The 26,101-nt window shown below is 68.1% G+C and carries 18 protein-coding genes and 1 pseudogene; 9 read left to right on the forward strand and 10 right to left on the reverse strand.

Going from position 1 to position 26,101, the window contains the following annotated elements:
* Positions 1-284 precede the first annotated feature (284 nt).
* Positions 285-2,903, forward strand: a complete 2,619-nt coding sequence (locus tag PBV52_RS33575; protein WP_274243486.1) for a glycosyltransferase family 1 protein — start codon at positions 285-287, stop codon at positions 2,901-2,903.
* A 134-nt stretch (positions 2,904-3,037) separates the two neighbouring features.
* Here the strand turns inward: PBV52_RS33575 and PBV52_RS33580 are convergent, their stop codons facing one another.
* Positions 3,038-3,805, reverse strand: a complete 768-nt coding sequence (locus PBV52_RS33580) for a transposase (RefSeq protein WP_274243487.1) — start codon at positions 3,803-3,805, stop codon at positions 3,038-3,040.
* A gap of 110 nt (positions 3,806-3,915) precedes the next feature.
* Between PBV52_RS33580 and PBV52_RS33585 the strand changes: the two genes are divergently transcribed.
* The 5 genes from PBV52_RS33585 to PBV52_RS33605 all read left to right on the forward strand — a co-directional run bounded on the left by PBV52_RS33585 (position 3,916) and on the right by PBV52_RS33605 (position 12,735).
* Complete coding sequence (locus PBV52_RS33585; RefSeq protein ID WP_274243488.1) at positions 3,916-4,431, forward strand: hypothetical protein; 516 nt, start codon at positions 3,916-3,918, stop codon at positions 4,429-4,431.
* Positions 4,432-5,918: 1,487 nt separating this feature from the next.
* On the forward strand, positions 5,919-8,627 hold the full coding sequence (locus PBV52_RS33590) for a LamG domain-containing protein (protein WP_274249763.1): 2,709 nt from the start codon (positions 5,919-5,921) through the stop codon (positions 8,625-8,627).
* 1,152 nt (positions 8,628-9,779) lie between these two features.
* Positions 9,780-10,916 (forward strand): RHS repeat domain-containing protein, encoded by a 1,137-nt coding sequence (locus tag PBV52_RS33595; RefSeq protein ID WP_274243489.1) that lies wholly within the window; start codon positions 9,780-9,782, stop codon positions 10,914-10,916.
* Positions 10,917-10,993: 77 nt separating this feature from the next.
* Entirely contained in the window at positions 10,994-11,425 is a 432-nt protein-coding gene (locus PBV52_RS33600) for a hypothetical protein (RefSeq protein WP_274243490.1), read from the forward strand.
* Positions 11,426-11,817: 392 nt separating this feature from the next.
* Positions 11,818-12,735: an IS5 family transposase gene (locus tag PBV52_RS33605; protein ID WP_275946817.1), complete on the forward strand. Its 918-nt coding sequence runs from the start codon at positions 11,818-11,820 to the stop codon at positions 12,733-12,735.
* Here the strand turns inward: PBV52_RS33605 and PBV52_RS33610 are convergent.
* The 3 genes from PBV52_RS33610 to PBV52_RS33620 form a co-directional block, all read right to left on the reverse strand.
* Positions 12,704-13,237: a YrhB domain-containing protein gene (locus tag PBV52_RS33610; RefSeq protein ID WP_274243491.1), complete on the reverse strand. Its 534-nt coding sequence runs from the start codon at positions 13,235-13,237 to the stop codon at positions 12,704-12,706. The genes PBV52_RS33605 and PBV52_RS33610 overlap by 32 nt on opposite strands.
* 75 nt (positions 13,238-13,312) lie before the next feature.
* The gene (locus PBV52_RS33615) at positions 13,313-13,498 is read right to left on the reverse strand and encodes a DUF397 domain-containing protein (RefSeq protein ID WP_274243492.1); all 186 of its coding nucleotides are present in this window, start codon (positions 13,496-13,498) and stop codon (positions 13,313-13,315) included.
* 3 nt (positions 13,499-13,501) lie between these two features.
* Positions 13,502-14,389: a helix-turn-helix transcriptional regulator gene (locus PBV52_RS33620; protein WP_274243493.1), complete on the reverse strand. Its 888-nt coding sequence runs from the start codon at positions 14,387-14,389 to the stop codon at positions 13,502-13,504.
* Positions 14,390-14,585: 196 nt separating this feature from the next.
* On the opposite strand from PBV52_RS33620, the pseudogene PBV52_RS33625 reads away from it, so the two are divergent.
* From PBV52_RS33625 to PBV52_RS33635, 3 genes and pseudogenes are all read left to right on the forward strand, one after another.
* Positions 14,586-14,942: pseudogene (locus tag PBV52_RS33625) on the forward strand (ATP-binding protein); the annotation flags it as partial.
* Between the two features lie 117 nt (positions 14,943-15,059).
* A complete protein-coding gene (locus PBV52_RS33630; RefSeq protein WP_274249765.1) occupies positions 15,060-15,308 on the forward strand; it encodes a hypothetical protein in 249 nt (82 codons plus the stop codon).
* Positions 15,305-15,547, forward strand: coding sequence for a hypothetical protein (locus PBV52_RS33635; protein ID WP_274243494.1), 243 nt, complete (start codon positions 15,305-15,307; stop codon positions 15,545-15,547). Before PBV52_RS33630 ends, PBV52_RS33635 begins: the two co-directional genes overlap by 4 nt.
* A gap of 22 nt (positions 15,548-15,569) precedes the next feature.
* Here the strand turns inward: PBV52_RS33635 and PBV52_RS33640 are convergent, their stop codons facing one another.
* The 6 genes from PBV52_RS33640 to PBV52_RS33665 all read right to left on the reverse strand — a co-directional run bounded on the left by PBV52_RS33640 (position 15,570) and on the right by PBV52_RS33665 (position 26,077).
* Positions 15,570-16,079 carry a DUF1990 domain-containing protein gene (locus PBV52_RS33640; RefSeq protein ID WP_274243495.1) on the reverse strand — a complete coding sequence of 170 codons (510 nt, stop codon included), beginning with the start codon at positions 16,077-16,079 and terminating at the stop codon, positions 15,570-15,572.
* A 70-nt stretch (positions 16,080-16,149) separates the two neighbouring features.
* Positions 16,150-17,814, reverse strand: a complete 1,665-nt coding sequence (locus PBV52_RS33645) for a M4 family metallopeptidase (protein WP_274243496.1) — start codon at positions 17,812-17,814, stop codon at positions 16,150-16,152.
* Between the two features lie 211 nt (positions 17,815-18,025).
* The gene (locus PBV52_RS33650; protein ID WP_274243497.1) at positions 18,026-20,092 is read right to left on the reverse strand and encodes a M4 family metallopeptidase; all 2,067 of its coding nucleotides are present in this window, start codon (positions 20,090-20,092) and stop codon (positions 18,026-18,028) included.
* Positions 20,093-20,385: 293 nt separating this feature from the next.
* Entirely contained in the window at positions 20,386-22,416 is a 2,031-nt protein-coding gene (locus PBV52_RS33655) for an NAD(+) synthase (RefSeq protein WP_274243498.1), read from the reverse strand.
* 59 nt (positions 22,417-22,475) lie between these two features.
* Complete coding sequence (locus tag PBV52_RS33660) at positions 22,476-24,221, reverse strand: ABC transporter ATP-binding protein (RefSeq protein ID WP_274249767.1); 1,746 nt, start codon at positions 24,219-24,221, stop codon at positions 22,476-22,478.
* A gap of 134 nt (positions 24,222-24,355) precedes the next feature.
* Positions 24,356-26,077, reverse strand: coding sequence for an ABC transporter ATP-binding protein (locus PBV52_RS33665; protein WP_274243499.1), 1,722 nt, complete (start codon positions 26,075-26,077; stop codon positions 24,356-24,358).
* Positions 26,078-26,101 lie beyond the last annotated feature (24 nt).

Here is a 26,101-nt window from a genome sequence, read left to right on the forward strand (position 1 = left end):
CTGGTCCGCCGGGTGCACCCGACGTGGACCGGTGCGCCACGGTCAGCCTCTCGTGCCGTGAGAAGCCGCCACAAGGACGCCTACGGGGGCGGAATCGGCCATATCTTCCGTGGTGGATCTGTAAAGGTTGCGGTTACTTTCGGACGAAGGTGCTCCGTCCTACCTCCTTGACAGTCGCAAAAACGCACCGTGGTGACGAAGCCCCGCATACCGATACCGTCGGGGTCGATGACGGGACCCACACCGCCGTGTGTCCCCTGCCACGCGCTGCCCGAGGTGGAACCGTGAAGGCGATCCGTCGATTCACCGTCCGTCCAGTTCTCCCCGAACCCCTCCGGCCCCTCAGCGATCTGGCGCGCAACCTGCGCTGGTCCTGGCATGCGGAGACCCGCGATCTCTTCCAGTCCGTGGACCCCGAGTGCTGGGCCGCCTCGGGCAACGACCCCGTACGGCTGCTGGGCAGCGTGTCGCCCGGGCGGCTCGCGGAGCTGGCCGAGGACCGCCGGTTCCTGCGCCGGCTCACCGCGGCCGCCGGTGACCTCGACGACTACGTCTCCGGCGAGCGCTGGTACCAGGGCCGGCCCGCCGGACTCCCCGCCGCCGTCGCCTACTTCTCCCCCGAGTTCGGCATCACGGCCGCCCTGCCCCAGTACTCCGGCGGCCTCGGCATCCTCGCCGGCGACCACCTCAAGGCGGCCAGCGACCTCGGTGTCCCCCTCATCGGGGTGGGGCTGCTGTACCGGCACGGATACTTCCGGCAGACCCTGTCCCGCGACGGCTGGCAGCAGGAGCACTACCCGGTACTGGACCCCAACGAGCTGCCGGTGGCCCTCCTGAAGGAACCCGACGGCACCCCCACCCAGATCTCCCTCGCCCTGCCCGGCGGCAGGCAGCTGCACGCCCGCGTCTGGCTCGCCCAGGTGGGCCGTGTCCCCCTGCTGATGCTCGACTCGGACGTCGAGGAGAACGACCTCGGCGAACGCGGCGTGACCGACCGCCTGTACGGCGGCGGCAGCGAGCACCGCCTGCTGCAGGAAATGCTGCTGGGTATAGGAGGAGTACGGGCGGTCCGGACGTACTGCCGCCTGACCGGCCACCCGACCCCCGAGGTCTTCCACACCAACGAGGGCCACGCGGGATTCCTGGGCCTGGAGCGCATCGCGGAACTGTGTGCTGAGGGACTGGACTTCGACTCGGCGCTGGAGGCGGTCCGCGCCGGCACGGTCTTCACCACCCACACCCCCGTCCCGGCCGGCATCGACCGCTTCGACCGCGAGCTGGTCGCCCACCACTTCGGCCCCGACGCCGAACTCCCGACCATCGACGTCGAGCGCGTCCTCCAGCTCGGCATGGAGACCTACCCCGGCGGCGAACCCAACCTCTTCAACATGGCGGTGATGGGCCTGCGCCTGGGCCAGCGGGCGAACGGCGTCTCGCTGCTCCACGGCAACGTCAGCCGCGAGATGTTCTCGGGCCTGTGGCCGGGATTCGACCCGGACGAGGTGCCCATCACCTCGGTCACCAACGGCGTCCACGCCCCGACCTGGGTCGCCCCCGAGGTCTTCCGCCTCGGCGCCCGCCAGATCGGCGGCCGGCGCACCGAGGACGCGATGACCGTCGGCGGCTCGGACCGCTGGGACGCGGTCGCGGAGATCCCCGACCAGGACATCTGGGAGCTGCGCCGCAACCTGCGCGAGCAGCTGGTGACGGAGGTACGGGACCGGCTGCGCGCCTCCTGGCGGCAACGCGGCGCCGGGACGGCCGAGCTGGGCTGGATCGACGGCGTCCTGGACCCCGACGTCCTGACGATCGGCTTCGCGCGCCGCGTCCCGTCGTACAAGCGCCTCACGCTGATGCTCCGCGACCGCGACCGCCTGATGGACCTGCTCCTGCACCCCGAGCGGCCGATCCAGATCGTGGTGGCGGGCAAGGCGCACCCGGCGGACGACGGCGGAAAGCGCCTGGTCCAGGAGTTGGTGAGGTTCACCGACGACCCGCGGGTGCGGCACCGCATCGTCTTCCTCCCGGACTACGGCATGGCGATGGCGCAGAAGCTGTACCCCGGCTGCGACATCTGGCTGAACAACCCGCTCAGGCCGTTGGAGGCGTGCGGCACCTCCGGCATGAAGGCGGCCCTGAACGGGTGCCTGAATCTGTCGGTGCTGGACGGCTGGTGGGACGAGTGGTTCCAGCCGGACTTCGGCTGGGCCATCCCCACCGCGGACGGCACCGGCACGGACCCGGACCACCGCGACGACATAGAGGCGGCGGCGCTGTACGACCTGCTGGAACAACGCGTCACGCCCCGCTTCTACGAGCGCGGCGAGGGCGGCCTGCCGGACCGCTGGATCGAGATGGTCCGCCAGACCCTGACGCTGCTCGGCCCGAAGGTCCTGGCGGGCAGGATGGTCCGCGAATACGTCGAGCGCCTCTACACCCCGGCCGCGCACGCCCACCGCGCGATGACACCGGACGCGGCGCGCGAGCTGGCGGGTTGGAAGGCACGGGTGCGTTCGGCCTGGCACGGCGTCACGGTCGACCACGTGGAGACGTCCGCCGCGACCCCCACCGCGGAACTCGGCTCCACGCTCAGCCTCCGGGTGCGGGTGGGCCTGGGCGACCTCGGGCCGGACGACGTCGAGGTCCAGGCGGTCTCGGGACGGGTGGACTCCGAGGACCGCATCGCGGACGCGTCGACGGTGCCGCTGAAGTCGGCGGGGAGCCCGGACGCGGAGGGGCGCTGGGTGTACGAGGGACCGCTCGCCTTGGACCGGACGGGGCCGTACGGGTATACGGTCCGGATTCTTCCGGCGCATCGGTTGCTGGCGTCCGGCGCGGAGTTGGGGTTGGTGGCGGTGCCTTCTGAGGGGGTGGGGGAGGGGGCGGGGGTGTTGATGCGGTAACCGCCCTCCCCGCCGTCATTCGGATGCAGCGTGTAACCAGCGGCAGGTGGGAGAGTCCTGCCGCCGACCTAAGGGCTGTCCCGTAACGATCTTGGAGTTGGGAGGGGCAAGGTCGGCTGCTCCGGCTGGTTCGCCTATCCGGCGAGGGTGAGGTTATGCAGGTGGGCGATGCCGAGCATGGCGTGGTGGACGCCGTCGCCTTTGAGGCGGCAGTCGCGCAGGATCTTCCAGCCCTTCATGCGGGCGAAGGCGTGCTCGACGCGTGCGCGGACCTGCTTGTGCGAGCGGTTGTTTTCCTCTTTCCATGCCGGGAGTTCTTCGCCCTTGCGGCGGCGGTGTGGAATGACCAATCCGGTGCCCTGGTAGCCGCCGTCGGCGATGGTCATCGTCTTGCCGACGGCGGCCTTGGCGCCGGACTCTTCCCAGCCGCGCGAATCGTGCCGGTTGCCCGGCACGGGTTGGCCGACCACGACGACCAGGCGAGTGTCGGCGTCGATGACCACCTGATGGGCTGTGGAATAGCGGTAGTTCTTCGACTGCTCGGCCACCGTGTGATCGCGGGTGGGCACCAGGGTGCCGTCGACTATGAGCACGGTGTTCTTGCGGAACCGCTTCCGCTGCCTGAGCGCCAGCAGCGGACCGAGGTGGTCGATGATCCGGTCTGCGGCCGACTTGGAGACCCCAAACAGCGGGGCAAGCTGTCGCATCGTCAAGTTCGTGCGCCAATAAGCCGTGACCAGCAGGATGCGGTCCTCCAGGGCCAGACTCCAAGGGCGACCGCGCTGTTGATCTGCGCCCCGTGCGCGTCGTACCTCGGCTACCAACTTGCCGAAACAGCGCGGGGTCAGCCCGGTGAAGGGCTCTATCCAGGACGGCACCGACGCCGTGATCACACCAGCCACAACGTGATCGTTTCATCCGGGAAGAGGCAGCTGAGCAACCAGCCATGATGCGTGGATCAGCCACCAACATCGCGGTGCCTGACGACCGTTGGACGGTCCAGAATTCTGTCATGACCGATGACGACCGCAACGAGGCAGCAGCACGTTCATTCCTGTCATCCGCAGCCGAGGTGGCCCAACTGCTGGACCTCGGTGACGTGGCCGACGTGCCGGAAGATCAACGCGCGCGGCACCTGGCCCACGCGGTACGCAGGCCACTACTCGAACGCGCCAGCCTGCCCGAAGAGCTCTTCGCTCCGTTGATGGCCGCGGCCGTCTATGACCCAGACCCGAGCTTCTGCCGCTGGTTCGTCGAGCCGGCGCTCTACACATTCGGACGCCGCAGGGTAATGACGGCACTGCTCGACTACCTCCGCTCAGGCACGGACGCAGAGCGAGCAGGCGCCAAGCGCGCTTGGTACTGCGCTCACTTGCCGCTGCGCGCGGATCGGTCCCCGGCCTACGCACACGATGGGAGACGCGATCCGGCCCTGGATGAAGCCCACGACGTGGTGGACGAGTGGCTGGCAGCTTCCGAAGCGCAGGTGCGTGAGCGCGCCGTATCAGAGGGACAAAACGAAAACTGAGGCTCCCGTAGCCACGGGGCTGTCGCTCGCCCCTTGAGGGTTACGGGACAGCCCTTAGTTCTGTTCTGTCGAATTGTCTGGCGGTTTTGGATTCCGCCTTGGCGGATAGCCGTCAAATGATCCAGAACATGCGCTTGAGTGCCTCTCGCGGGAGTGGCTGATTACGTTCACTGCATTTCAACTCGCGATTACTGATCGTGTCCGCCAGTGCCTCGATGACGCCATGCGCATATTGGGCATGTTGTGTCATTTTCCCTGGTCGGTGACCCGCTTGCCCCGCAGGCGTGTAATCCAAATCACATTGACGCGAAAGATAAAGGGAACATTAACTCGCTCCACCTGTGAACAATCTGTAACTACGGGGTGGGGTCGTGGGGTTGAAGCGGGGGATTCGTCGTGCCCGTGTCCGAAGAAGCGGGACACATTGTGCGGTCGGAGGCGTTTCTGTTCTAGCGGCGTTGCTGTCGCTCCTTCCGGCCGTGACCATCGTGGCCTCTGGCGAGGCCCAGGCCGCAGAACCGCAATCCGTACTGACCGAGCAATCCGCTTCTGAGCGTGCGGCAGCCACGGGGGAGCCAGTCGAAGTGACCGCGGCGCGCACCGAGTACAGCAGCACGGTCGCCAACCCGGATGGCACCTTCACCCTCACGCAGTCGACGCAGCCGCAGCGTGCCCGGGCCGAGGACGGCGCGTGGAAGGACATCGACGTCACGCTCGAGAAGCGTTCGGACGGCAGTGTGGGGCCCAAGTCGGCTGTCGTCGACATGTCGTTCTCCGGTGGCGGCAGCGGCTCGGGGTTGCTGAGGCTGGGGCGGGACGGGCAGGAACTGAAGCTCGGCTGGCCCACCTCCCTGCCCGAGCCGGTCCTGGACGGCGCCATGGCCACCTATGCCGACGTGCCCATCAAGGGCGTGGACTTGCAGATGACGGCGGAGGCCGAGGGCTACCGCGAGGTGCTGGTGGTCAAGACGGCCGAAGCGGCGGCAAGCCCCGAATTGGAGAAGATCAAGCTGACCGCAACCGGAGACGGCCTCAGCGTGGCGCCTGGCGAGGGCGGCGGATTGCGGGCCGTTGACGCAGACGGCAACGCTGTATTCCGCGGACCTGCTAGCCAGATGTGGGATTCATCGGGAACGGAAACCGCGGGGCTCCAGACCCGGTTCCTGTCGACGGCCGCCGAGGAAGCTCAGACCGAGCAGGACACCAGTGACGATCCGGCTCACCCTGGGGAGGGTGACGTCACGGCGGACCTTCCCGTGACCGTGGGCGAGGGCGCGGTGTCGGTCCACCCGGACCTGGACCTGTTGCGCGGCAAGGAGACCGTCTACCCGGTGTTCATCGATCCCTCGGTGGGACTGGGCGTCTCGGAGTGGACGAAGCTGTCGTCGGACGGCGACAAGTTCTGGAAGTTCAGCGAGCCCAAGGGCGTGGGCCGTTGTGGTGTCGCCGACGGGTACGCGTGCAGCACCGGCGGCTACACCGACCGCATGTACTTTGAGTTCGGCCCGGGCGCGCTGGCCGGCAAGCATGTGCTGGACGCGACGTTTCGCGCTCGTGAGACGTGGTCCTTCAATTGCACCCCCTACTGGGTGGATCTGGAGCGCACCGACAACATCACCGAAGGCACTGTCTGGCCGGGCCCCGATCAGCTGGACCAGATGGGCGACCGATACGTGTCGGCGGGCCGCGGTGATCTCTGCAACCCCGAACAACCCGACACGTGGGTCGAGTTCAATGACAACCCGGATGAGTCGGACGAGAACCTCACCTCAACGGTCCGGGCCTTCGCGGCCGGCAAGTTCCCCCGGCTGACGTTGATGCTGCGAGCCAAGGACGAGAGCGAGCCGAGGGCCTGGAAGAGGTTCGACAACAACGCCGAGCTGAAGGTCTGGTACGTGCACACGCCGGGCGTTCCCACCTCGGTAGGCGCGATTCCCGGCACGGGGACCACAGCTACGTGCCGCCCGGCATCAGACCCGTTGACGGTGACGGTGGACACGCCGACCCTCCAGGCCCGGGTGCAGACGAAGGTCGAGCAGCATCAGGGAGAGGAAGAAGGCTACCTGCAGGCCGAGTTCGTGATGCAGCGCTCCAGTACGGACACGACATCGGGGACCTGGTCGCAGGTGTGGAGCGACTACAAGCCGGACTCAGGCTGGGACCCGGACGGCACTCTGGAGAAGGTGACGACCACCAAGCGGGCGGACGGCGGCCTGTACCGGTTCCGGGCCCGCACCCAGTCGCACTGGAGCTACAACGGCAAATCCGGCGACCTGTTCTCCCCGTACTCGTCATGGTGCTACCTGCGGATCGACTCCACAGCTCCCAAGACGCCGACCATCACGTCCAACGCGCCGTACACCGAGTGTCTGGCCAACGCCTGCGACCCGCACGGCGGCCCGGGTGTCGCCGGTTCCTTCACCTTCGGGCCGAACGCCGCTGATCGCGATGTGGAGGCCTACCGCTGGCGGTTCATGAGCAGCAAAGCCGACGCCACCAAGACGGTGCCGGCGAAGACGACCAACGCCCCGGTCACTGCCACCGATGTCAAGCCTGGTCTGGCGGGCACGCAGACGCTGTCGGTCGAGGCCAGTGATCTCAAGCTCGACAAGGGCGGGCGCGTGCGCTGGGGGCCGCCGGCCTACTTCACGTTCAAGGTGGGCTTGGCTCCGGAGGCGAGTGGGCGCTGGCACTTCGGTGAGCTCAAGCCGGGTTCCGGCGCCATGACAGCGGCGGACACTGCCACCGTGGGCGTGCGTCACCACGCAACCTTGGTCGGCGAGGCGGGTACCGGCGGTTCGACGAGGGCCCGAAGGGGGCCGGGCGACTATTCGCTGCGCCTGAACGACGACACGAGTGTTCCGGCTCAGCAGACCGGATACGCGGCCACCACATCGCCCGCCGTGAACACCCAGGACTCTTTCACTGTCTCTGCCTGGGTGTACCTGACCAATGCATCGGCCAACCGAGTCGTGCTCGCGCAGGCGGGTACCAGGACCACGGCGTTCGCGCTGTACTACTCGGCCGCATACAAGAAGTGGGTCTTCAACCGGGCGGACAGGGACCAGGCAGGGCCTGTGTTCATCCGTTCCTTCGCTGATGCGGCCAACCCGCCGCTGAATGTCTGGACGCATCTGGTGGGGGTGTTCGACACCCAGAGCGACACGGACAAGAACAACGACACCATCCAGTTGTTCGTCAACGGGCAGCCACAGGGCAGTCCCGTGGTGCTGGCGAATGAGGCGGCCACGTACGAGCCCTGGGCGGCAACCGGTGGGCTACAGTTCGGCCGCTCCCTGACGGCCGGGGCGGGTGTGGACCACTTCTTCGGACTGCTGGATGAGGTGGCCGTGTGGCAGGACGCCCGCAGCCCGGAGCAGGTCCGAGGGGAGGACCGCCTCGAGACGGACAGCTTGCCGGCCAACGAACTGGTCGCGCATTGGGACGCCACCATTTCCTCGGGAAGTCAGGTCGCCGAAAGCCCGGAAGATCCCGACAACCCGACCAGCACGACATTCCCCTACGGCCGCGGAGGGATGGCGCTCTCGGCCTCGGGCGCACGCTTGACCGGTGACGATGCCACCGCGCTCGTGTTGGACGGCGCGGCGGGATACGCATCGGTGGCCGGGCCGGTCGTCGACGAAACGGGCTCCTTCACCGTCTCGGCCCGAGTGCGGCTGAACAAGGCACTGCTGGAAGGCAAACCGGTCGGCTATCGGGGGATGGTGGCTGCTCAGGCGACGGCAGTGGGGAAGGAGTCGTCGTGGGGGCTGTGGGTGGAGAAGGTCGCGGACGGCGTCTATCAGTGGAAGTTCGGACGCACCGCAGTCGACTCCGCCGGGAAGGTCGTCGACACCGCTCTCGCTCCGGCACAGGAACCGGTCGGTGATCGGGAGTTCAACACCTGGGTCGATGTAACCGGAGTATTCGACGCCACACAGGACTTCGCTGCTGACGACGGAACTCAGCGCTTTGGCGTGGCGCAGCTGTATGTCGGTCCGTTCGTGCAGCAGGGCGAGGACGATCCCGGCCTGTCCGCGGCGCAGCAGGGTGCGGGCACCTTGTCGGCAGGACGCGGGTCTGCGAACGCCATCACCGGCCACTACCTACCGGGTGATCTGGCGAAGCTGCGGGTGTGGGTTGGCGCGATGACGGCCGGCCAGGTGAACAGCCAGATCGCGCAGCTATCGACCTGACCGGTCGGCTGCATCCGCGCAGTTCTACGACCAACCACATTCTTCGGACCTTGACGACGTGCGCCCCAGCCATCGGCCTGGGGCGCACGCGAGGAGACGTGTGATGAACAAGTTCGCCTCCCACCTGCCGCGACCGGGCCGCCGTACAGTACCTGGCTGCCCTGCCTGGATTCGGCGGATCGCGTCGGCGACCGCCCTCGCTCTGGTGCCGGGTCTGCTGACCCCGGTGGCCTTCGCCGCGGACAGCGATCCGCTGGGTGAGCCGAACCTGAAGGCGCAGCACGCCGCCAAGGTCTCGCCCTGGACGGTGAGGGTGAACAAGAAGAACGCGGAAATCGTGGCCGAGTCCGCCGCGGCCGACGAGGCAGCTGTGAAACGGGCTCGAGCCGCCCAGAAACAAGACGTCACATGGCCGACCCGTGGCACAGCGACACTGTCTCTGTCTACCGCGAGAACCGCCAAGGCCAGACCCGGCGAACTGCCCCTCACTCTCTCACCACCCCTGCCTGACAAGGGCAAGAAGAGGCCGAGCACCGCGGACAAGGTCAAGATCCAGGTCCTCGACCAGAAGACCACTCGCAAGCTTGGCATCAGAGGCGTGGCCCTCACGGTCACCGGCCCGAAGAGCGGCGGAAGCGCCCGCCTGGGCATCGACTACTCCGCCTTCGCCTCCGCCTACGGAGCCGACTGGGCAGGCCGTCTGCAAATGGTGCAGTTCCCGGCATGCCTCCTCGACGACTCTTCCAAGGGAAAGTGCCGGACCCCGAAGACGCTTCGGTTCACCAATGCACGCCGCACCACGACGCTCTCGTCGACGTTGTCCTTCGCTCCGTCCACTTCCTCACCGCAGCCGATGGTGCTGGCCCTGGCCGCAGGCACGAAGCCCGGTGGCGGTGACTACAAGGCCACCCCGTTGTCTGCCTCCTCCACCTGGGAGGCGGGTGGCTCTTCAGGCAGCTTCACGTGGTCGTATCCCGTGCGGGTACCGCCGGCCGCGGCCGGTCCCACGCCCGATCTGACGATCGCGTACGACTCCGGAAGCATTGACGGACGCACCGCCACGACGAACAACCAGGGCAGCCAGATCGGCGAGGGTTTCGACCTCACCTCGTCCTACGTTGAGCGCAAGTACGGCTCGGCCAGACGATCGCCGTGCGTACCGCCACGTCGGGCACATCGGGTACGAAGCTCAGCTTCCTGGCCGCCGATCACCACGGCACGTCGAGCATCGCCCTCGACTCGAGTACGTACGCGATTACGAAGCGCTACAGCACACCGTTCGGCGCGACGCGTGGCACGAAGGCGACTGCCTGGCCGGACGACAAGGCGTTCCTGGGCAAGCCGGCGGATGACTCGACAGGGCTCACGCATGTGGGAGCGCGCGAGTACGATCCGGCGATGGGTCAATTCATCAGCGTTGACCCCCTGCTTGAGGTCGACAGGCACCAGACTCTCAATGGCTACAGTTACGGTGCTCAGAGCCCAATCACCGAGTCCGACCCGACCGGTATGGGGCTGGCCTGCGGGGGAGAATTTCCAGCTTGCCCGACGCACCCTGACGGGACACCGGGCAATGGGCAACCCATCGAGACCGTCGACAACACCAGCGGTACCGCCGAGGTGGACAGCCACGGTCAGACGCTCACGAGCGGCGATGGACAAGTGCTCGCCTGCGCCTACGGTCATTGCATCGGAAATGTCGACGTTCACCTGAATCTCGGAAACAATGGTGATTCATGGCTCTATGGTCCCCAACCAGAGTGGAGCTTCAGGGAAGCAATAAGGAATCTACTCGAGGGGCCCGTATGCAATCCAGGGTACCCCTGCGAGGATATTCTGGTCGCAGTAGGACCGGAAGGCGTCGGCGCTGGCGGTCGTCCCGGGCCCAAGGATGCGAATGAGCCAGGGGCTGCGGTCTCCAAGGGGCGCCTGCAGCAACTGAGTGGTGACGCTTACGAGGTGTCTCTGATGAAGCGCCTCGGCGGCAAACCAGGGCCGGACGGGAAGCCCGGGTTCAAAGTGGGGAAAAGGCAATTCGATGGACGCTACACTCCCGAAGGGTCGGCTCGGGAGGTGTGGTATGAAGCGAAGAGCGGAAAATATTGGGACCGCCTTAGTAGCGATCCCGACGAGATGCTCAGATTCAAGTCGAAACTTGGCGAGTCTCGCCGGATCGCGACCGAGAATGATGCAGACTTCCGGGTAATCTCGGAAAATCCGGTCCCGCAGAACCTTCAGAATTACTTCCTGAAGAAGGGGTTTGAGTGGGAAGTTATTCCGCGAGGGTAAGGGTTAGTTGGTAGGTAGATGGATTCCGGAGGGATGCTCGCGGGCATCCCTCCGGCGCGTGTGGCAAGGAGGGTGAGTTGAGCAGGTACGTCAGCATTAAATTCGAGTTCGCCGATAGGCTGTCGATCCCGGACCTTATCGGATCGCTCGTGCAGGGTGGTTGGAAACTGGATGACGGCGGGATTATCAGCTATCTCGTGGAGTCAGACATGACCGATTGGGAGAATAAGGGCGTCGGTGCTGACCTTGTGGTTATTGAAGAAATGGAGCTCGCTCGCCAGTCCCACGGGGCCTGCGCGGTAATCCTCACCTGGCAGGCGACAGGTGTCGGAGGCTCTTTCCTTGTACTGTCTGCCGGGCAAAGGCTTTCATTGGATCCGAGGGTGGACACTGTCTATCGGCGGGATGCTGACGGCTATGTCGACTTTGAATGGTATCTAGCCAGAATTCTTCCCGCAATTGACGCGCTTGGGCTAACCGGCTACACGGTTTCCGACCTACCCTCTTAGCTAAGTAGCCCCGCAGTCGCAAATGACCGCCTTTTGGTCGTGGCCGCGTACTACAGCACGCTGGCGGGAATGGCTACCTCGACACCGTTCGAGCCTGCGCCGTTGCATTTCGACTTCTGGTAGGGAGTGGTCTGCATGGCTGGCCTCTTCCAGTATTACTCCATTCCCGAAGAGGTCATGGACAGGCTCGTTTCTGTCAGATAGTCAAAATGCCTTATCGGTCGATCGATGGTGAGGTGCGATATTCCTGAGGCGGTGATGTTCTGGATGTTCCTTGGCCGTCGGCCGTCAGATCCGGCGACCAAGGAAACTTCTATTTTGGAGTAGAAATCGTGTTCATGGAGGGCAGTCGTGCGCTTCCCATACGCTCTGACTCAGACCGTGTTTGAGATCTGTGGTGTCTAGTGGCTCAGGTGGTCGTTGAGTCTCATGTGAATGCTGCTGGGGGTGGGTATCCGTCCGACCTGACGGATGAGCAGTGGGCGCTTGTCGAGCCGTTGCTGCCGCTCGCAAGGGTGGGCCCGAAAGGCGGCCGGCGGGAGAAGCATCCACGGCGGCGGATCGTGGACGCGATCTTCTACGTTGTGCGGACCGGGTGCGCTTGGCGGCAGCTACCGAAGGACTTCGCGCCATGGCCCACGGTGTACTGGTACTTCACGTGGTGGCACGACGACGGGACGGTCGAGCGGATCCACGACGCCCTTCGCGGTCGGGTCCGCGAGGCCGAAGGCCGCGGCGCCGCACCGAGCGCGGGACTGATCGACTCGCAGTCCGTGCGCACCGCCGACACCGTCCCTGCGGCCACCAGGGGTTTCGATGCGGGCAAGAAGGTCAAGGGCCGCAAGCGGTTCCTCGTGACCGACACGCTCGGTCTGCTCCTGGCTGTCCACGTGGTCGCCGCGAACGTGCAGGACCGCGACGGCGGAAAACGCCCACTGCTGTGGACCCGCCTCGACCATCCAAGCGTGCGGAAGGTCTGGGCCGACCAGGGCTTCGCCGGCCGCCTGGTGGACTGGGCCACCCGGATCCTCGGCCGCGAGCTGGAGATTGTCCGCAAGGGCCGTGACCAGCGAGGCTTTCAAGTACAACCGAAGCGGTGGGCAATCGAGCGCACGCTGCCGTGGATCACCGCCAACCGGCGCCTGGCACGTGACTACGAGGCGAGCCCGGCGCGTTCGGAGACCATGGTCCGCTGGGCGATGATCGGCATCATGGTCCGTCGACTCACCCGCCGTGGACCAGCGACACGGTCTGGGCCTCGGCCCCTCGACAAGACTGCTACTGGTCAGGGCCAGCCAGCGTTTCGATAGACAGAGGCGGACAGTTCTCCTTTTCCCGGGTGAGGTTCGCCAGCTCTTCCGACGGCTCGGCTCCGTCCCGGACGGCCATGACGTAGGTCCTTGCCTCCTGCAGGCTCATGCGCGGTGCCCGCTTTCGGAGGTGGCTCATCGCGGCCACAACTCCTGCGGAGTTCACCAGCGCGCGGACCGAGGCGGCCAGCGGGTCAGGCGCCCTGACGCCCTTGATCTGCCGGAGGTAGAGCTCCTCCCAGTCCTCGGCTATCCACGTGGTGGTGGGGATGTGGTGGATGCTCCCGTCGTACCGGTCCACCAGGTAAGGGCCGCTGCCAACGAGGTTGTCGCGCGGATCACGAGTGCGGGCGTACTCCGCCGAGTTCCAGAAGACGAGCCAGCCGACCGCGTGCTCCTCCACGTCGCAGACGGCCAGCTCACGGACCGGCCCCGCCCATGTCAGCCGCTCTGCGGCCAACAGCGACTCGACGAGCTCGACGGCGCGTTCCTTGGAGATCACGCCCTCATCGTTCACCACAGGTCAACCGGGATTCCGATCACGCTGGCGTTGCGCGCTGAGATCTCAAACGCGGTCTCAGAGGCAGTCATTTGAGATTGCTGCTTGGAATACCATCCATGTCGCGGCTCGGATGCTTATGTTAGGGCCATCGATCTGCTTGGAGTCGCGTATGGCGATGGTGGTGGGGATGTTGGTGGCGACTTCGACGCACTCGGCCGCGTCGTCGCTGTAGCTGGACTTGCGGTATTTGAATTCGGTCACGGCTCACAGCTCCTTGCGTAGCTTGTGGAGGAAGGGCACCGACTCCCGCTCGTCGAGCGAGCATTCGGCGATCTTCTCGAATAGCTCATCGTAGGCAGCTGCGGCCTGTCCACCCTCCACCCATCGCTGGGCGAAGGGAGCCTCCACGTACACGACGTCCATGGCTCCGGGAGCGGCAAACGAGATGATGTTGAACGAGCCGTTGAGTCCCGAGTGCGTACCGGCGGCGAAAGGGAAGATTCGCAGGTCCACACTCGGAAGGTCGGCCACCCTCACCAACTCTTCGAGTTGGCCTCTGGCAGTCGCGGCGCCGCCAGGGAAGTTGCGGAGAACCGCCTCGTAGATCACCACTCGCAACGACAGCGGTGGGTCGTCGTAGAAGCGACGCTGGCGAGCGAGTCGAGCCGCGATGAACTTGTCATCCGGCTCGGGGCTCTTCGTCATTTTGGCCGCGGGGCTCTCCCTCAACGCCCTCACGTACTCCGGCGTTTGGAGGAGTCCTGGGATGAAGGCCGGCTGCCACGTCTTGATGCTCGTCGCGGCACTCTCCAGTGCGACGTACTCCTGCATGACACCCGGGATGGTGAAGTCGTCCCACCAGCCCTTCGCCTTACGGCGCTCGCGGTCGACCCTGGCCAACTCCAGTAGGCCGCCTACAACGCCAGGGTCGTGGACGCGGTACAGCTCGCACAAGGCCCGGATGTCCGGGTCACGTATGGGTACCCAACCGCGCTCCATCTTCGCGACCTTCGTCGTGGAGGCGCTGAGGACCTTGGCAGCATGCGTCTGTGTCAGGCCCGCCGCAGTGCGCAACTTGATGAGTTCGCCGCCCAGTCGGCGGCCCAGGACGGTGGAGATGCTGTTGCCCTGCGTCGGCTGATCTGCGGTCACGCTGATGCTCCTCCTGGCGTTGGTGCAGCGTCAGTCTGGCCCGGTGGGGATGAGACACGCAAACCCCTTCCGGAGGAATTTATCCGAGAGGAGGTTGCCTGCTTTGGAGGCGACCCCTACCTTCGGTGACGAACTGCTCGTAGAGCGACGTCAGTTGATGGCTTACGTTGCCTTCCCCTGCTCGGAGGTGAGCGACATGGTCGCGCCCAAAGTGTCCGAAGCCCCGCTCCAGTACGACCGCCTCGACTGCACCCCGTTTCCGAAGAGCGTTGCCCTGGCCCGCCGCCGCGCCCATCGCCTCCTCACTCACTGGGGCCACCCTGAACTAGCCGCCGATGTCGCCCTGTTGGTCTCGGAGCTTGGAGGCAACGCCGTACTGCATGGCTGCCTGCGCGACCGGTTCTTCCGGGTGGAGCTCACTCTCACGGAGCGAGCGGTACGCATCGACGTCGCCGACCCGAAGGGGGAGTTACTGCCGAGCCCGCGTGTCGCGACGGAGGACGACATGTTCGGACGGGGCCTGCTCATCGTGCGCGAGGTTGCCGACCGCTGGGGCGTGAGCGAGCTGGCCGTCGGCAAGTCCGTGTGGTGCGAGCTGGATGTCGTACGGCGGGCCGCCCCCGCCGACTACCGTGACGCCTGCGAAGCTCAGCCACCAAGGAGGACAACTATGGCCGAACCGTTGAAGACCTTCGTCGGCGGCGTCGAGGTCGAGGTTCCCAACAGCATCCCCGACATCCGCTCGGCTCTCCCGGAGGAACAGCGCGAGGAATTCGATCGAGCCATCAATGGGGCGGGAGTGCATGAGATCCACGCCGTCATGCGGCACTGGATGCTGGAAGCCGTTCCCGATCCGGAGGCCGATGCGCTGCTGCAGCGCATCGCAGCGGACGAGGCTGAAAGGCGGGGCGTCGCTTGAGCTACCGCATCACCTACGCGCCACCCGCCGACGGCGCTTTGGCCAAGATGCGGAACGCCGACACGTTCAGGGCGGCCGTGGACGGGACCATCGGCCGCGATCCGTACGGACACGGCTCGACCGCCGTCAGAGGCGAGCGGGATCGGCGTGAGGCAACGGTGCTCGGTGCCATCGTGCTGTATTACGTCTCGGGGTCCGTACTGACTGTGACCGTGGTCAGGCTCGTCCCCGGACTGTGAGCAGTTCCGCTACCCTGGCCTCCTAGCCCGCCTCACTCCCACCGCACAACCGCCGCAACACCACCCCGCACCGCCGCGCGTAAGCGTGCTGCAATCCCCGGGTGGCCGGTCCCCCCGCCCGCGCGTACCACTTCGCCCCCCGGCTGAACGCGTTCACCGTCAGCCACACCGTGCCGTCCCCCGTGCGGTCCACGATGAAGGACTCCTCGCCGCACTCGGGATGACCGGAAAGCGTCCCGTACGCCCAGCCGATGCGCCGCTGCTCCTCCACCGTCCACACCACCCGGCACGGCGCCTTGATCATGCCGGCGAGGGTGACCGTGACGTCGACGTCGGGGGCCGCGCGGTCTGCCGACGCGTCTATGCCGACGCCCATCGCGCGGTGCATCTCCCAGGTCATGACCGCGTCGGCGGCTCTGCGGAGCACGTGCTCGCCCTCGCCTATGCGGGTGCGTACGTGCAGGGGGTGGAAGCCGGGCGGGCAGAAGCCGGGCTCACGGGTCGCGCCGACGTCGTCGTACGTGAAGGACATGGGTCCCAAGCGTAAGGCGGCACCCGGGGATGCCTTCGTCCCGGGTGCCGCCCAGCCAACTACATCTGCGTCAGCTGACGTTGACCGCCGACCACGCGGCCGCCACCGCCTTGTACTCCGTGCTGCTGGTGCCGCCGTACAGTGCCGACGCCGCGTTCAGCGTGGCCGTACGGGCGCCGGAGTACTTGGTCGTCGACGTCATGTACTCGGTCAGGGCCTTGTACCAGATCGCGGCGGCCTTGGCGCGGCCGATGCCCGTGACCGTGGAGCCGTTGGACGTCGGGGAGTTGTAGCTCACCCCGTTGATCGTCTTGGCGCCGCTGCCCTCCGAGAGGAGGTAGAAGAAGTGGTTCGCCGGGCCCGAGGAGTAGTGGACGTCCAGGCCGCCCAGCGAGGAGGACCAGGCGTCGGCGGACGAGCCGTCCTTGCTCGGCTTGTCCATGTAGCGCAGCGGGGTGCCGTCGCCGTTGATGTCGATCTTCTCGCCGATGAGGTAGTCGCCGACGTCGCTGGAGTTCGCCGCGTAGAACTCCACCGCCGTGCCGAAGATGTCGGAGGTGGCCTCGTTCAGGCCGCCCGACTCGCCGGAGTAGTTCAGGCCCGCCGTGTTCGAGGTGACGCCGTGCGTCATCTCGTGGCCGGCCACGTCGAGCGAGGTCAGGGGCTTGGTGTTGCCCTCGCCGTCGCCGTACGTCATGCAGAAGCAGCTGTCGTCCCAGAACGCGTTGACGTACGCGTTGCCGTAGTGGACGCGGGAGTAGGCGGCCTTGCCGTCGTTCTTGATGCCGCTGCGGCCGAAGGTGTTCTTGTAGAAGTCCCAGGTGACCTGGGCGCCGTAGGCGGCGTCGACGGCGGCCGTCTGGTCGCTGGAGGAGCTGGAGGCGGCGCCGGTGCCCCACGTGTCGTCCGCGTCGGTGAACAGCGTGCCCGCGGAGGAGCTGGTGCTGCGGGCCTTGTTGTACGTCTTGTGGCCGCCGCGCCCGCCGTCGGTGAGGTTGTACGTCGAGCCCGACAGGGTCGTGCCGAGGGTGACCGTGCCCGAGTAGAGGCTCTTGCCGCTGCCGGTCTCGATGCCCTGGTACTCGTACAGCTTCTTGCCGGTGGCGGCGTCGGTGATGACGTGCAGCTCGTTCGGGGTGCCGTCCTCCTGGAGGCCGCCGACGATCGTCTCGTACGCCAGGGTCGGCTTGCCGTCGGCCGCCCAGATCACCTTGCGGGGCGCCTGGTCCGCCTCGGTCTTCTCCGAGCCGGCCGCCTTGGCCAGCTTCACGGCCTGGCCCTCGGCCTTGGCCGCGGTGATGGCCGGCTTGAGCGAGGCGACCTTGATGGTGGCCTTCGTCGCCTTGGTGACGCCCTTGGCGGCGCCGGACGCCGACTCGTGGACGACGAGGTCGCCGCCGAGGACGGGCAGGTCCGCGTAGGTGCGCTCGTAGCGGGTGTGGACCGTGCCGTCGGCGTCCTTGACGACGTCCTTGACGACCAGTCTCTCCTGGGCGCCGAGGCCTATCGCGTCGGCGGTCTCGGCGGCCCCGGCCTGCTGGTCCTTGATGAGCGCGGTGCGCGCCGCGGGGGCGAGCGCGACCGGGGTGGCGAGCGGGGTGGCCTTGGTGCCTGCGTCCACGGGGGCGGCCGCCGAAGTGCCGGTGGTCAGACCGGTGGTGAGCAGGGCTCCGGCCGCCACGGCGGTGGCGATGGCCAGAGTGGTGCGCTTGTGACGCGCGTAGAGGGGGGTCACACGAGCTCCTTTTGTGGGGGAGGTGCAGTGGTGCTTGTGCGGCGGGTGGAGGAAGAGTGACACCCGGGGCGCGTACATGTCAGGAGGGTGTAGTGATGTTGGCCAAAACTCGACTGTCCGGTAAATGTTTCTGAAATGTGAACGGGCGCCGCCCCGGCGGGAGTTGAACCCACCGGGACGGCGCCCTGTCCTGGGCAGACCGCGAACGGGCCTACGGGAAGGTGAGCTTCCAGCTGTTGATGTAACCGGTGTCGATGGCCGCGTTGTCCTGGACGCGCAACTGCCAGACGCCGTTGGCCACTTCGGAGGACGCGTTCACCGTGTACGTGGTGTTGAGGTTGTCCGAGCTGCCGCCGGTGCCGTACCCCTTCAGCGTGTACGCCGTGCCGTCGGGGGCGACCAGCTGCACCTGGAGGTCACCGATGTAGGTGTGGACGATGTCCACGGCGACCTGGAGGTTGGACGGCGCGTTTCCGGTCCGGCCGGAGACGGTGATCGGGGACGTCACGGCCGCCCCGTTGTCCGGAATCGATACGTCGGTTCCGCTCTCGAAGGACGTACCGCCACCGCCGCCACCGCCGTCGGAGCGCGTGCCCACGTTGACGCCCGCCCAGGCGTCCTGCACCGCCTTGTACTCGGCGCTCGTGGTGCCGTACAGCTCACCGGCCGCGGCCAGGGAGCCGGTGCGGGCGCCCGCGTAGTTGGTCGTGGAGGTGAACTTGGTGGTCAGCGCGCGGAACCAGATCTTCTCCGCCTTGTCCCGGCCGATGCCGGTGACCGGAAGACCGTCCGAGGTGGGCGAGTTGTAGGTGACACCGTTGATGGTCTTGGTGCCGCTGCCCTCGGACAGGAGGTAGAAGAAGTGGTTGGCGGGGCCCGACGAGTAGTGCACGTCGATCGAGCCGATGCCCGAGTACCAGGCGTCCTTCGACGAGCCGTCCTGGCTCGGCCTGTCCATGTAGCGCAGCGGGGTGCCGTCGCCGTTGATGTTGATCTCCTCGCCGATGAGGTAGTCACCGACGTCGGAGGAGTTGTTGGCGTAGAACTCGACGGTCGAGCCGAAGATGTCGGAGGTGGCCTCGTTCAGACCGCCGGACTCGCCGGAGTAGTTCAGGCCCGCGGTGTTGGAGGTGAGCCCGTGGGTCATCTCGTGCGCGGCCACGTCGATCGACGTCAGCGGGTTGGTGTTGCCCGAGCCGTCGCCGTACGTCATGCAGAAGCAGCTGTCGGACCAGAACGCGTTGACGTAGTTGTTGCCGTAGTGGACCCGGGAGTACGCGCCGACGCCGTCGCCGCGGATACCCGAACGCCCGTGCACGTTCTTGTAGTAGTCCCAGGTCAGCTGCGCGCCGTAGTGGGCGTCGGCGCCGGCCGACTCCAGGTTGGACGGGCTGCCGTTGCCCCAGACGTCGTCGGAGCCGGAGAAGAGAGTGCCGGTGCCGGACGTGCCGCGGTTCAGGTTGTACGTCTTGTGCCCGCCGCGCGCGCCGTCCGTGAGGTTGTACGTCGACCCGGACTGGGTGGTGGTGAGGGTGACCGTGCCGCTGTACACCGTGTTGCCGGTGCCGGTCTCGATCGCCTCCCACTCGTACAGCTTCGCGCCGGTGGTGGCGTCGGTGACGACGTGCAGTTCCTGCGGGGTGCCGTCGTGCTGGAAGCCGCCGACGACCGTCTCGTACGCCACGGTCGGCTTGCCGTTCGCGGCCCAGATCACCTTGCGGGGCGCCCGGTTGACGTCGGGGCTCTTGGCGTCCTCCGCCTTCGCGGCGGCCAGCGCCTGCTTCTCGGCCTTGGCCGCGGGCACGGCGGCCGTGGTGGTGGCCGGCTTGATGGCGGCGCGGGTGGCCTTGGTGACGGCCTCGGTCGCGCCCGACTTGGCCGTCTCGACGACGAGGTCGCCGCCGAGGACGGGCAGGCCGTCGTAGGTCCGCTCGTAGCGGGTGTGGACCGTGCCGTTGCCGTCCTTGACGACGTCACGGACGACCAGCTTCTCCTTGGCACCGAGGCCCAGGTCCTTCGCGGTGTCCGCCTTGGTGGCGTTGGCCTCGCGTATCAGCGCGGCGCGCTGGGCGGGGGAGAGCTTGACGGACTCGGCGCCCGGTATGACCTTGCCCGCGGCCGACGGTGCCTTCTCCGGGGCTGCGGTGGCGGCGCCGCTCTGGACGGCCGCGGCGATCAGGGCGGAGACGCCGACGAGGGCGACGGCGGCGGCCCGGCGGTGCGTGGTGTGACGACGCGTCGTGTGGGAGGTGCGTCTGTGGGAGGAACTGTCTCTCAACACTGACTCCTTCTGCGCGGCCGCGGATCACGCGGCCAGGGGAGACCGGCCGGCGGGTGGGCCGTCCGGGCGGAGCGGGGTGGTACGCAGAACGACGTGCGCGTGCGGAAACCGACGTGCGCGTGCGGGAGTTCAGCCGCGGGCACCGCCGTGTGACGGTGCTGTGGGGTTGCTGTGTCGCGGCCGTGGGAAGAGTGGCAGCTGATTGCGGTTACTGTCAGGACCGCGTCAGAAACTTGGCCGGAAATCGTTCGTTGTCCGGGAGTTCACGTTCGATAAACGGACCAGACGTCTCAGGCGTCGAAGCGGTCGAGATCCCGCAACCACGCATGCGCCGTACCGTCGGACGGAGCGCGCCAGTCGCCGCGCGGGGAGAGGGAACCCCCGGCCGAGACCTTCGGCCCGTTCGGCATGGCCGAGCGCTTGAACTGTGCGAACGCGAAGAAGCGACGGCAGAAGACCTCCAGCCAGCGCCGGATCTCGGCCAGGTCGTACGCCACCCGCTTGGCCTCGGGGAAGCCCGGCGGCCAGGCACCGGCGTCCGGGTCGTGCCAGGCGTGCCAGGCCAGGAAGGCGATCTTCGAGGGCCGGAAGCCGTAGCGCAGCACATGGAAGAGCGTGAAGTCGTGCAGCGCGTACGGGCCGATCTTCGACTCGGTGGACTGCATCTCCTCGCCCGGCACCAGCTCCGGGCTGATCTCCGTGTCGAGGATCGCGGCCAGCGTCCGGCCGGTCTCCTCGTCGAACTGGCCGCTGGTGATGACCCAGCGGATCAGGTGCTGGATCAGCGTCTTCGGCACACCGGAGTTGACGTTGTAGTGGCTCATCTGGTCGCCCACGCCGTACGTGGACCAGCCCAGCGCCAGCTCCGACAGGTCGCCGGTGCCGAGCACGATGCCGCCGCGCTGGTTGGCGAGGCGGAACAGGTAGTCGGTGCGCAGACCGGCCTGCACGTTCTCGAAGGTGACGTCGTACACCGGCTCGCCGGACGCGAACGGGTGGCCCATCTCCTTGAGCATCAGCCGCGCGGTCGGCGTGATGTCCAGCTCGGCCGCGGTGACGCCGAGCGAGTTCATCAGCTTGTGGGCGTTGTCCTTGGTGTGGTCGCTGGTGGCGAAGCCGGGCAGGGTGAAGGCCAGGATGTCGCTGCGCGGGCGCCCGGCGCGGTCCATCGCCCGGGCCGCGACGATCAGCGCGTGCGTGGAGTCCAGGCCCCCGGACACCCCGATGACCACCTTCGGGCCGCCGATCGAGGCCAGCCGCTGCTGGAGCCCCGCGACCTGGATGTTGTACGCCTCGTAGCAGTCCAGGGCGAGCCGCTCGGCGTCCGCGGGCACGAACGGGAAGCGCTCGACCCGGCGCTTGAGGCCCAGGTCCGTCGCCGGCGGGTCCAGCCGGAACCGCACCCGCCGGAAGTCCCCGGTGCGCCCGGCGTGGGCCCGGCGGTTGTCGTCGAACGTGCCCGTCCGGGCCCGCTCCTGCCGCAGCAGGTCGAGGTCGACGTCGGCCACCGCGATCTGGTCGTCGAGCGGGAACCGGGCCGTCTCCGCCAGCAGGGCGCCGTTCTCGTAGATCATGGTCTGCCCGTCCCAGGACAGGTCGGTGGTCGACTCACCCAGACCCGCCGCCGAGTACACGTACGCCGCCAGGCAGCGCGAGGACGCCGAGCGGCACAGCAGCCGCCGGTCCTCGGCCCGGCCCACCGTGATCGGGCTGCCCGAGAGGTTGGCGAGCACGGTCGCGCCGGCCAGGGCCGCCTCCGCGCTCGGGGGCACCGGCACCCACATGTCCTCGCAGATCTCCGCGTGCAGCACGAGACCTGGGACGTCCTCCGCCTCGAAGAGCAGGTCCACCCCGAACGGCACCGTCTCGCCGCCGATCCGGATCGTCCCGCCGCGCTCGTCCTCACCCGAGGCGATCTGCCGCTGCTCGTAGAACTCGCGGTAGTTCGGCGGGTACGACTTGGGCGCGACGCCGAGGATCCGGCCGCGATGCACGATCACCGCACAGTTGTAGATCCGGTGGCGATGGCGCAGCGGGGCGCCGACGACCAGCACGGGAAGCAGGTCGGCCGATCCGGCCACGACCGTCCGGAGCGCCTCCTCGACCTCGTCGAGCACCGCGTCCTGGAGCAGCAGGTCCTCGATCGAGTAGCCGGTCAGGCCCAGCTCGGGGAAGACGGCGACGGCGACCCCCTCCCGCGCGCACCGGCGCGCCTGCCGCAGGGCCGCTTCGGCGTTGGCCTGCGGGTCGGCGATGACGGTGTGGCCGGTGCACGCGGCGACCCGCGCGAAGCCGTGCTCGTAGATCGACCAGAAGTTCAACGGACTTCCCCAGGAGAAGCGGACAGTGCTGGCACCGAGCATAGATCGCCTGATCAGGCCTACGCCGTTCCGGGCGAGGCGGGCCGCTCCCCGTGCCACGACCGCCACAGCGCCGCATACGCCCCGTCCGCCGCGACCAGGTCGTCGTGGGTGCCGAGCTCGGTGAGGCGGCCGTTCTCCATCACGGCCACGCGGTCCGCGTCGTGCGCGGTGTGCAGGCGGTGGGCGATGGCGATGACCGTGCGGCCTTCCAGTACGGCGGCCAGGGCGCGCTCGGTGTGGCGGGCGGTCGTCGGGTCGAGCAGGGCCGTCGCCTCGTCGAGGATCAGGGTGTGCGGGTCGGCCAGCACCACGCGGGCGAGCGCGAGCTGCTGGGCCTGCGAGCCGTCCGTACGGCAGCCGCCGTCGCCCAGCGCCGTGTCGAGGCCGTCGGGCAGCCGCCGTACCCAGGCGTCGGCGCCGACCGCGGTGAGGGCGGTCCACAACTCCTCGTCCGTGGCGGACGGTTCGGCGATACGGAGGTTGTCGCGGACCGTGCCGAGGAAGACGTGGTGCTCCTGGGTGACCAGGACGACCTGGCGGCGCAGCTGCTCCGGGCCGAGCGCGACGACCGGGACGCCGCCGACCGTCACCGAGCCGGCGGTCGGCGCGTCCACGCCCGCCAGCAGCCTGCTCAGGGTCGTCTTCCCGGCTCCGGACGGGCCGACCACCGCGAGGCGCTCCCCCGGCCGCACGGTCAGGTCGACATCGCTGAGGACCTCGCCGCCGCGGTCGTAGGCGTAGCGCACGCCGGTCACGTCGATCCGGTCGTCCGCGGGGGTCGGCGAGTCGGTGTCCGTCGCCCGCGGGGCTCGCGCCAGGCCCTCCACGCGGGCGAACGAGGCGCCGCTGCTCTGCAGTTGCTCGACCCGCATCAGGATCTCGTCCAGCGGCTCGCTCAGCCGTTGCAGATACAGGGCGGCCGCGACGACCGAGCCCAGACTGAGCGCGCCCCGCTCCAGCAGCACGCCGCCGAGCAGCAGGACCGTCGCCACCGGGACGACGTACGACACCTCGACGGCCGGGAAGAAGACGGTGCGCAGGAACAGGGTGTGGAAGCGGGTGCGGCGGGACGTCTCCAGCGCGTCGCGGCTCGCCGCCACGCGTCGCCGTTCGAGGCGCAGGGCCTCCACCGTACGGGCGCCGGTCGCGGTCGCCGCGAGGATCTCCGCGACCTCCGAGGTGGCCGCGCCCTCGGCGAGGTAGCCGGCGCGGGCGCGGCGCAGGTACCAGCGCAGGGCCCACCAGATGCCGCCGAAGCCGAGTACTCCGCAGAGGCCGAGCAGGGGGTCCAGCGTGATCACCGCGGTCAGCAGGAACAGCGCCTGTACGGAGTTGATCAGCAGATCGGGGCCGACGTCGCGCAGGGTCGTGCCGACGAGGGCGACGTCCGAGGTGCCGCGCGCGGTCAGGTCGCCGGCGCCGGCTCGTTCCACGGCGGACGCGGGGAGGGCGAGGGCGCGGTCCACGAATTCCTCGCGGACCCTTGCGAGGGTGCGTTCGCCGAAGCGGTGGCCCACGTAACGGGCCCAGCGGGCCAGCAGCAGCTGGGCTGCTGCGGCGATCAGGATCGCCAGGGCCAGTTTGTCCACGGCCGTTACGCCGTGGCCGGCGCGGACCTCGTCGATGATGCGGCCTACCAGCCAGGGGCCGGCCAGGCCGACGATGGCGGCGAGTGAGTTCAGGGCGAGTAGGGCTGTGAAGGCCTTTGCGTCGGCGCGGATCAGGCGGAGGGCGGCGCGTCCGACATCCTTGGGTTCGGCGATGGGGAGGGTTTTACGGCTGAGAGCTCGGGACTTCGGGTGGTTTGCCGGGTGCGGGTTCGATGTGGTTTGTCGCGCCCCGCGGCGGAGCCGCTTATTGATACGGTCCCGCGCCCCTGGAGGGCGTTGAGCTTCCGTCACTTCAAGAGCTCCTCGGCGTCCTCGTCCCGAGCTACCAACGCTCGGTATCCCGGCTCGCTGTCCATGAGTTCGTGGTGCGTGCCCGTGGCCGCCACCTTGCCGTCGACCAAGTAGTGCACGGTGTCCGCGCGGTCCAGGAGCAGGGGGGACGTGGACGTCACCACCGTCGTACGGCCCCGCCTCTCCGTGTGCAGGCGTTCCGCGACCCTCGCCTCGGTGTGGGCGTCCAGAGCGGACGTCGGCTCGATCGCCAGCAGCACCTCGGGGTCGGCCAGCAGCGCGCGGACCAGGCGCACGCGTTGGCGCTGGCCGCCGGAGAGGTTGCGGCCCTGGGCGTCGATGGGGGTGTCGAGGCCGTCGGGGAGGGCTCGGACGATGTCCTCGGCGACTGCTGTGTGGACCGCCCGTGTGATCGCCGCCTCGTCCCGGCCGTCCGGGCCCGCGTGGCCGGCGATCAGCTCCCGCAGCGTGCCCGCGAACAGGTCGGCCTCGTGGTCGGCGACCAGGATGCGTTCCCGCAGCTGCGGCAACGCGATCTCGCTCAGGGGTACGTCGCCCCAGGCCGCCGCCGACGGGACGTAGCGGCCCAGGCGGTCCACGACGGCCGTGGCGTCGGCGGGCAGCGCGGCGGCCAGTGCGGTCAGGCGGCCCGGCAGCACGCGCACCCCGGACTCGGGGTCGTGCAGCGTCGTCGGCTCCGCGGGAGCGTCCCGCGTGCCGGTGTCGGGCATCGGCTCCAGGCGCAGGAACCGTACGACTCGCCGCGCCGCCACCAAGCCGCGGGCCACCTGGTAGACCATCTCGACGACGAACGCCATCGGGCGGACCAGGACCGCGACGTAGCCGTAGACCGACACCAACTCGCCGACCGTGATGGCACCTTGGGCGGCCAGCCGGGCCGCCAGCCAGGTCACCACGGCCAGGAACAGCGTCGGCAGCCCCATCCCGAGCGCCTGCACCCAACTGGTCACCGCCCCGACCCGGTACCCCTGCGCGCGCAGCCGTTGCGAGTCGCGGTGGAAGGCGTCGGCGACCAGGTCCTTGCCGCCGAGGCCGTTGAGGACGCGCAGGCCGCCCGCGAGGTCGGCGATCCGTGCGGTCAGGACGCCCTGCCGCTCCCGGTACTCGGTCTCGGTGCCTTGCAGCCGGCCGAGCAGCGGTCCGACGAGCACGGCGATCGCCGGCATCCCGAGCAGTACCACGACCGCGATCGGCACCGATACCGACACCAGCAGCACGGCGACGGCGAGATAGGCGACGATCGCGCCGAAACCGGGGCCGATGACGGTCAGGGAGCTGCTGATCGTGTGGACGTCGCCCACGCCGATCGTGACGACCTCCCCGGCCCCGATCCGGCGCGGCAGCGCGGCGCCCAGCCGGACCGACTGCCCGACCAGGACCTTGGTGGTGCGGAACAGGGCGTCCATCCGCACCCGGGTCATCGTGCGGTGCCGCATGATGCTCAGCCAGGCGTTGAACACGTGCACCCCGGCCAGCGCAGCGGTCCAGGCGGCCAGCGCCGCGTAGTCACCGGGCGCCAGGCCCTCGTCCACCGCGCGCGAGAGCAGATACGGCGTCGCTGCCAGCAGCACCATCCAGACGGCGGAGATCAGTGACCCGAGCGCGGACCGTCCCGCCTGCTGGGTGACCAGCCACCACAAGTACCGGGCGCCGCCACGACAGTCGGGCTCGCCCGGATCCTCGTACGCGTCGATCATCGTTCCCCCGTGCCCCGTCCTTGT

The organism is Streptomyces sp. T12 (assembly GCF_028736035.1).
Classification (GTDB): Bacteria; Actinomycetota; Actinomycetes; order Streptomycetales; family Streptomycetaceae; genus Streptomyces.

Excerpts from the sequence above, each read along its gene's own strand:
- PBV52_RS33585 (WP_274243488.1), top strand. The coding sequence starts at position 3,916 with ATGACCGATGACGACCGCAACGAGGCAGCAGCACGTTCATTCCTGTCA.
- PBV52_RS33590 (WP_274249763.1), top strand. The coding sequence starts at position 5,919 with ATGTACTTTGAGTTCGGCCCGGGCGCGCTGGCCGGCAAGCATGTGCTG.
- PBV52_RS33630 (WP_274249765.1), top strand. The coding sequence starts at position 15,060 with ATGGCCGAACCGTTGAAGACCTTCGTCGGCGGCGTCGAGGTCGAGGTT.
- PBV52_RS33640 (WP_274243495.1), bottom strand. The coding sequence starts at position 16,079 with ATGTCCTTCACGTACGACGACGTCGGCGCGACCCGTGAGCCCGGCTTC.
- PBV52_RS33665 (WP_274243499.1), bottom strand. The coding sequence starts at position 26,077 with ATGATCGACGCGTACGAGGATCCGGGCGAGCCCGACTGTCGTGGCGGC.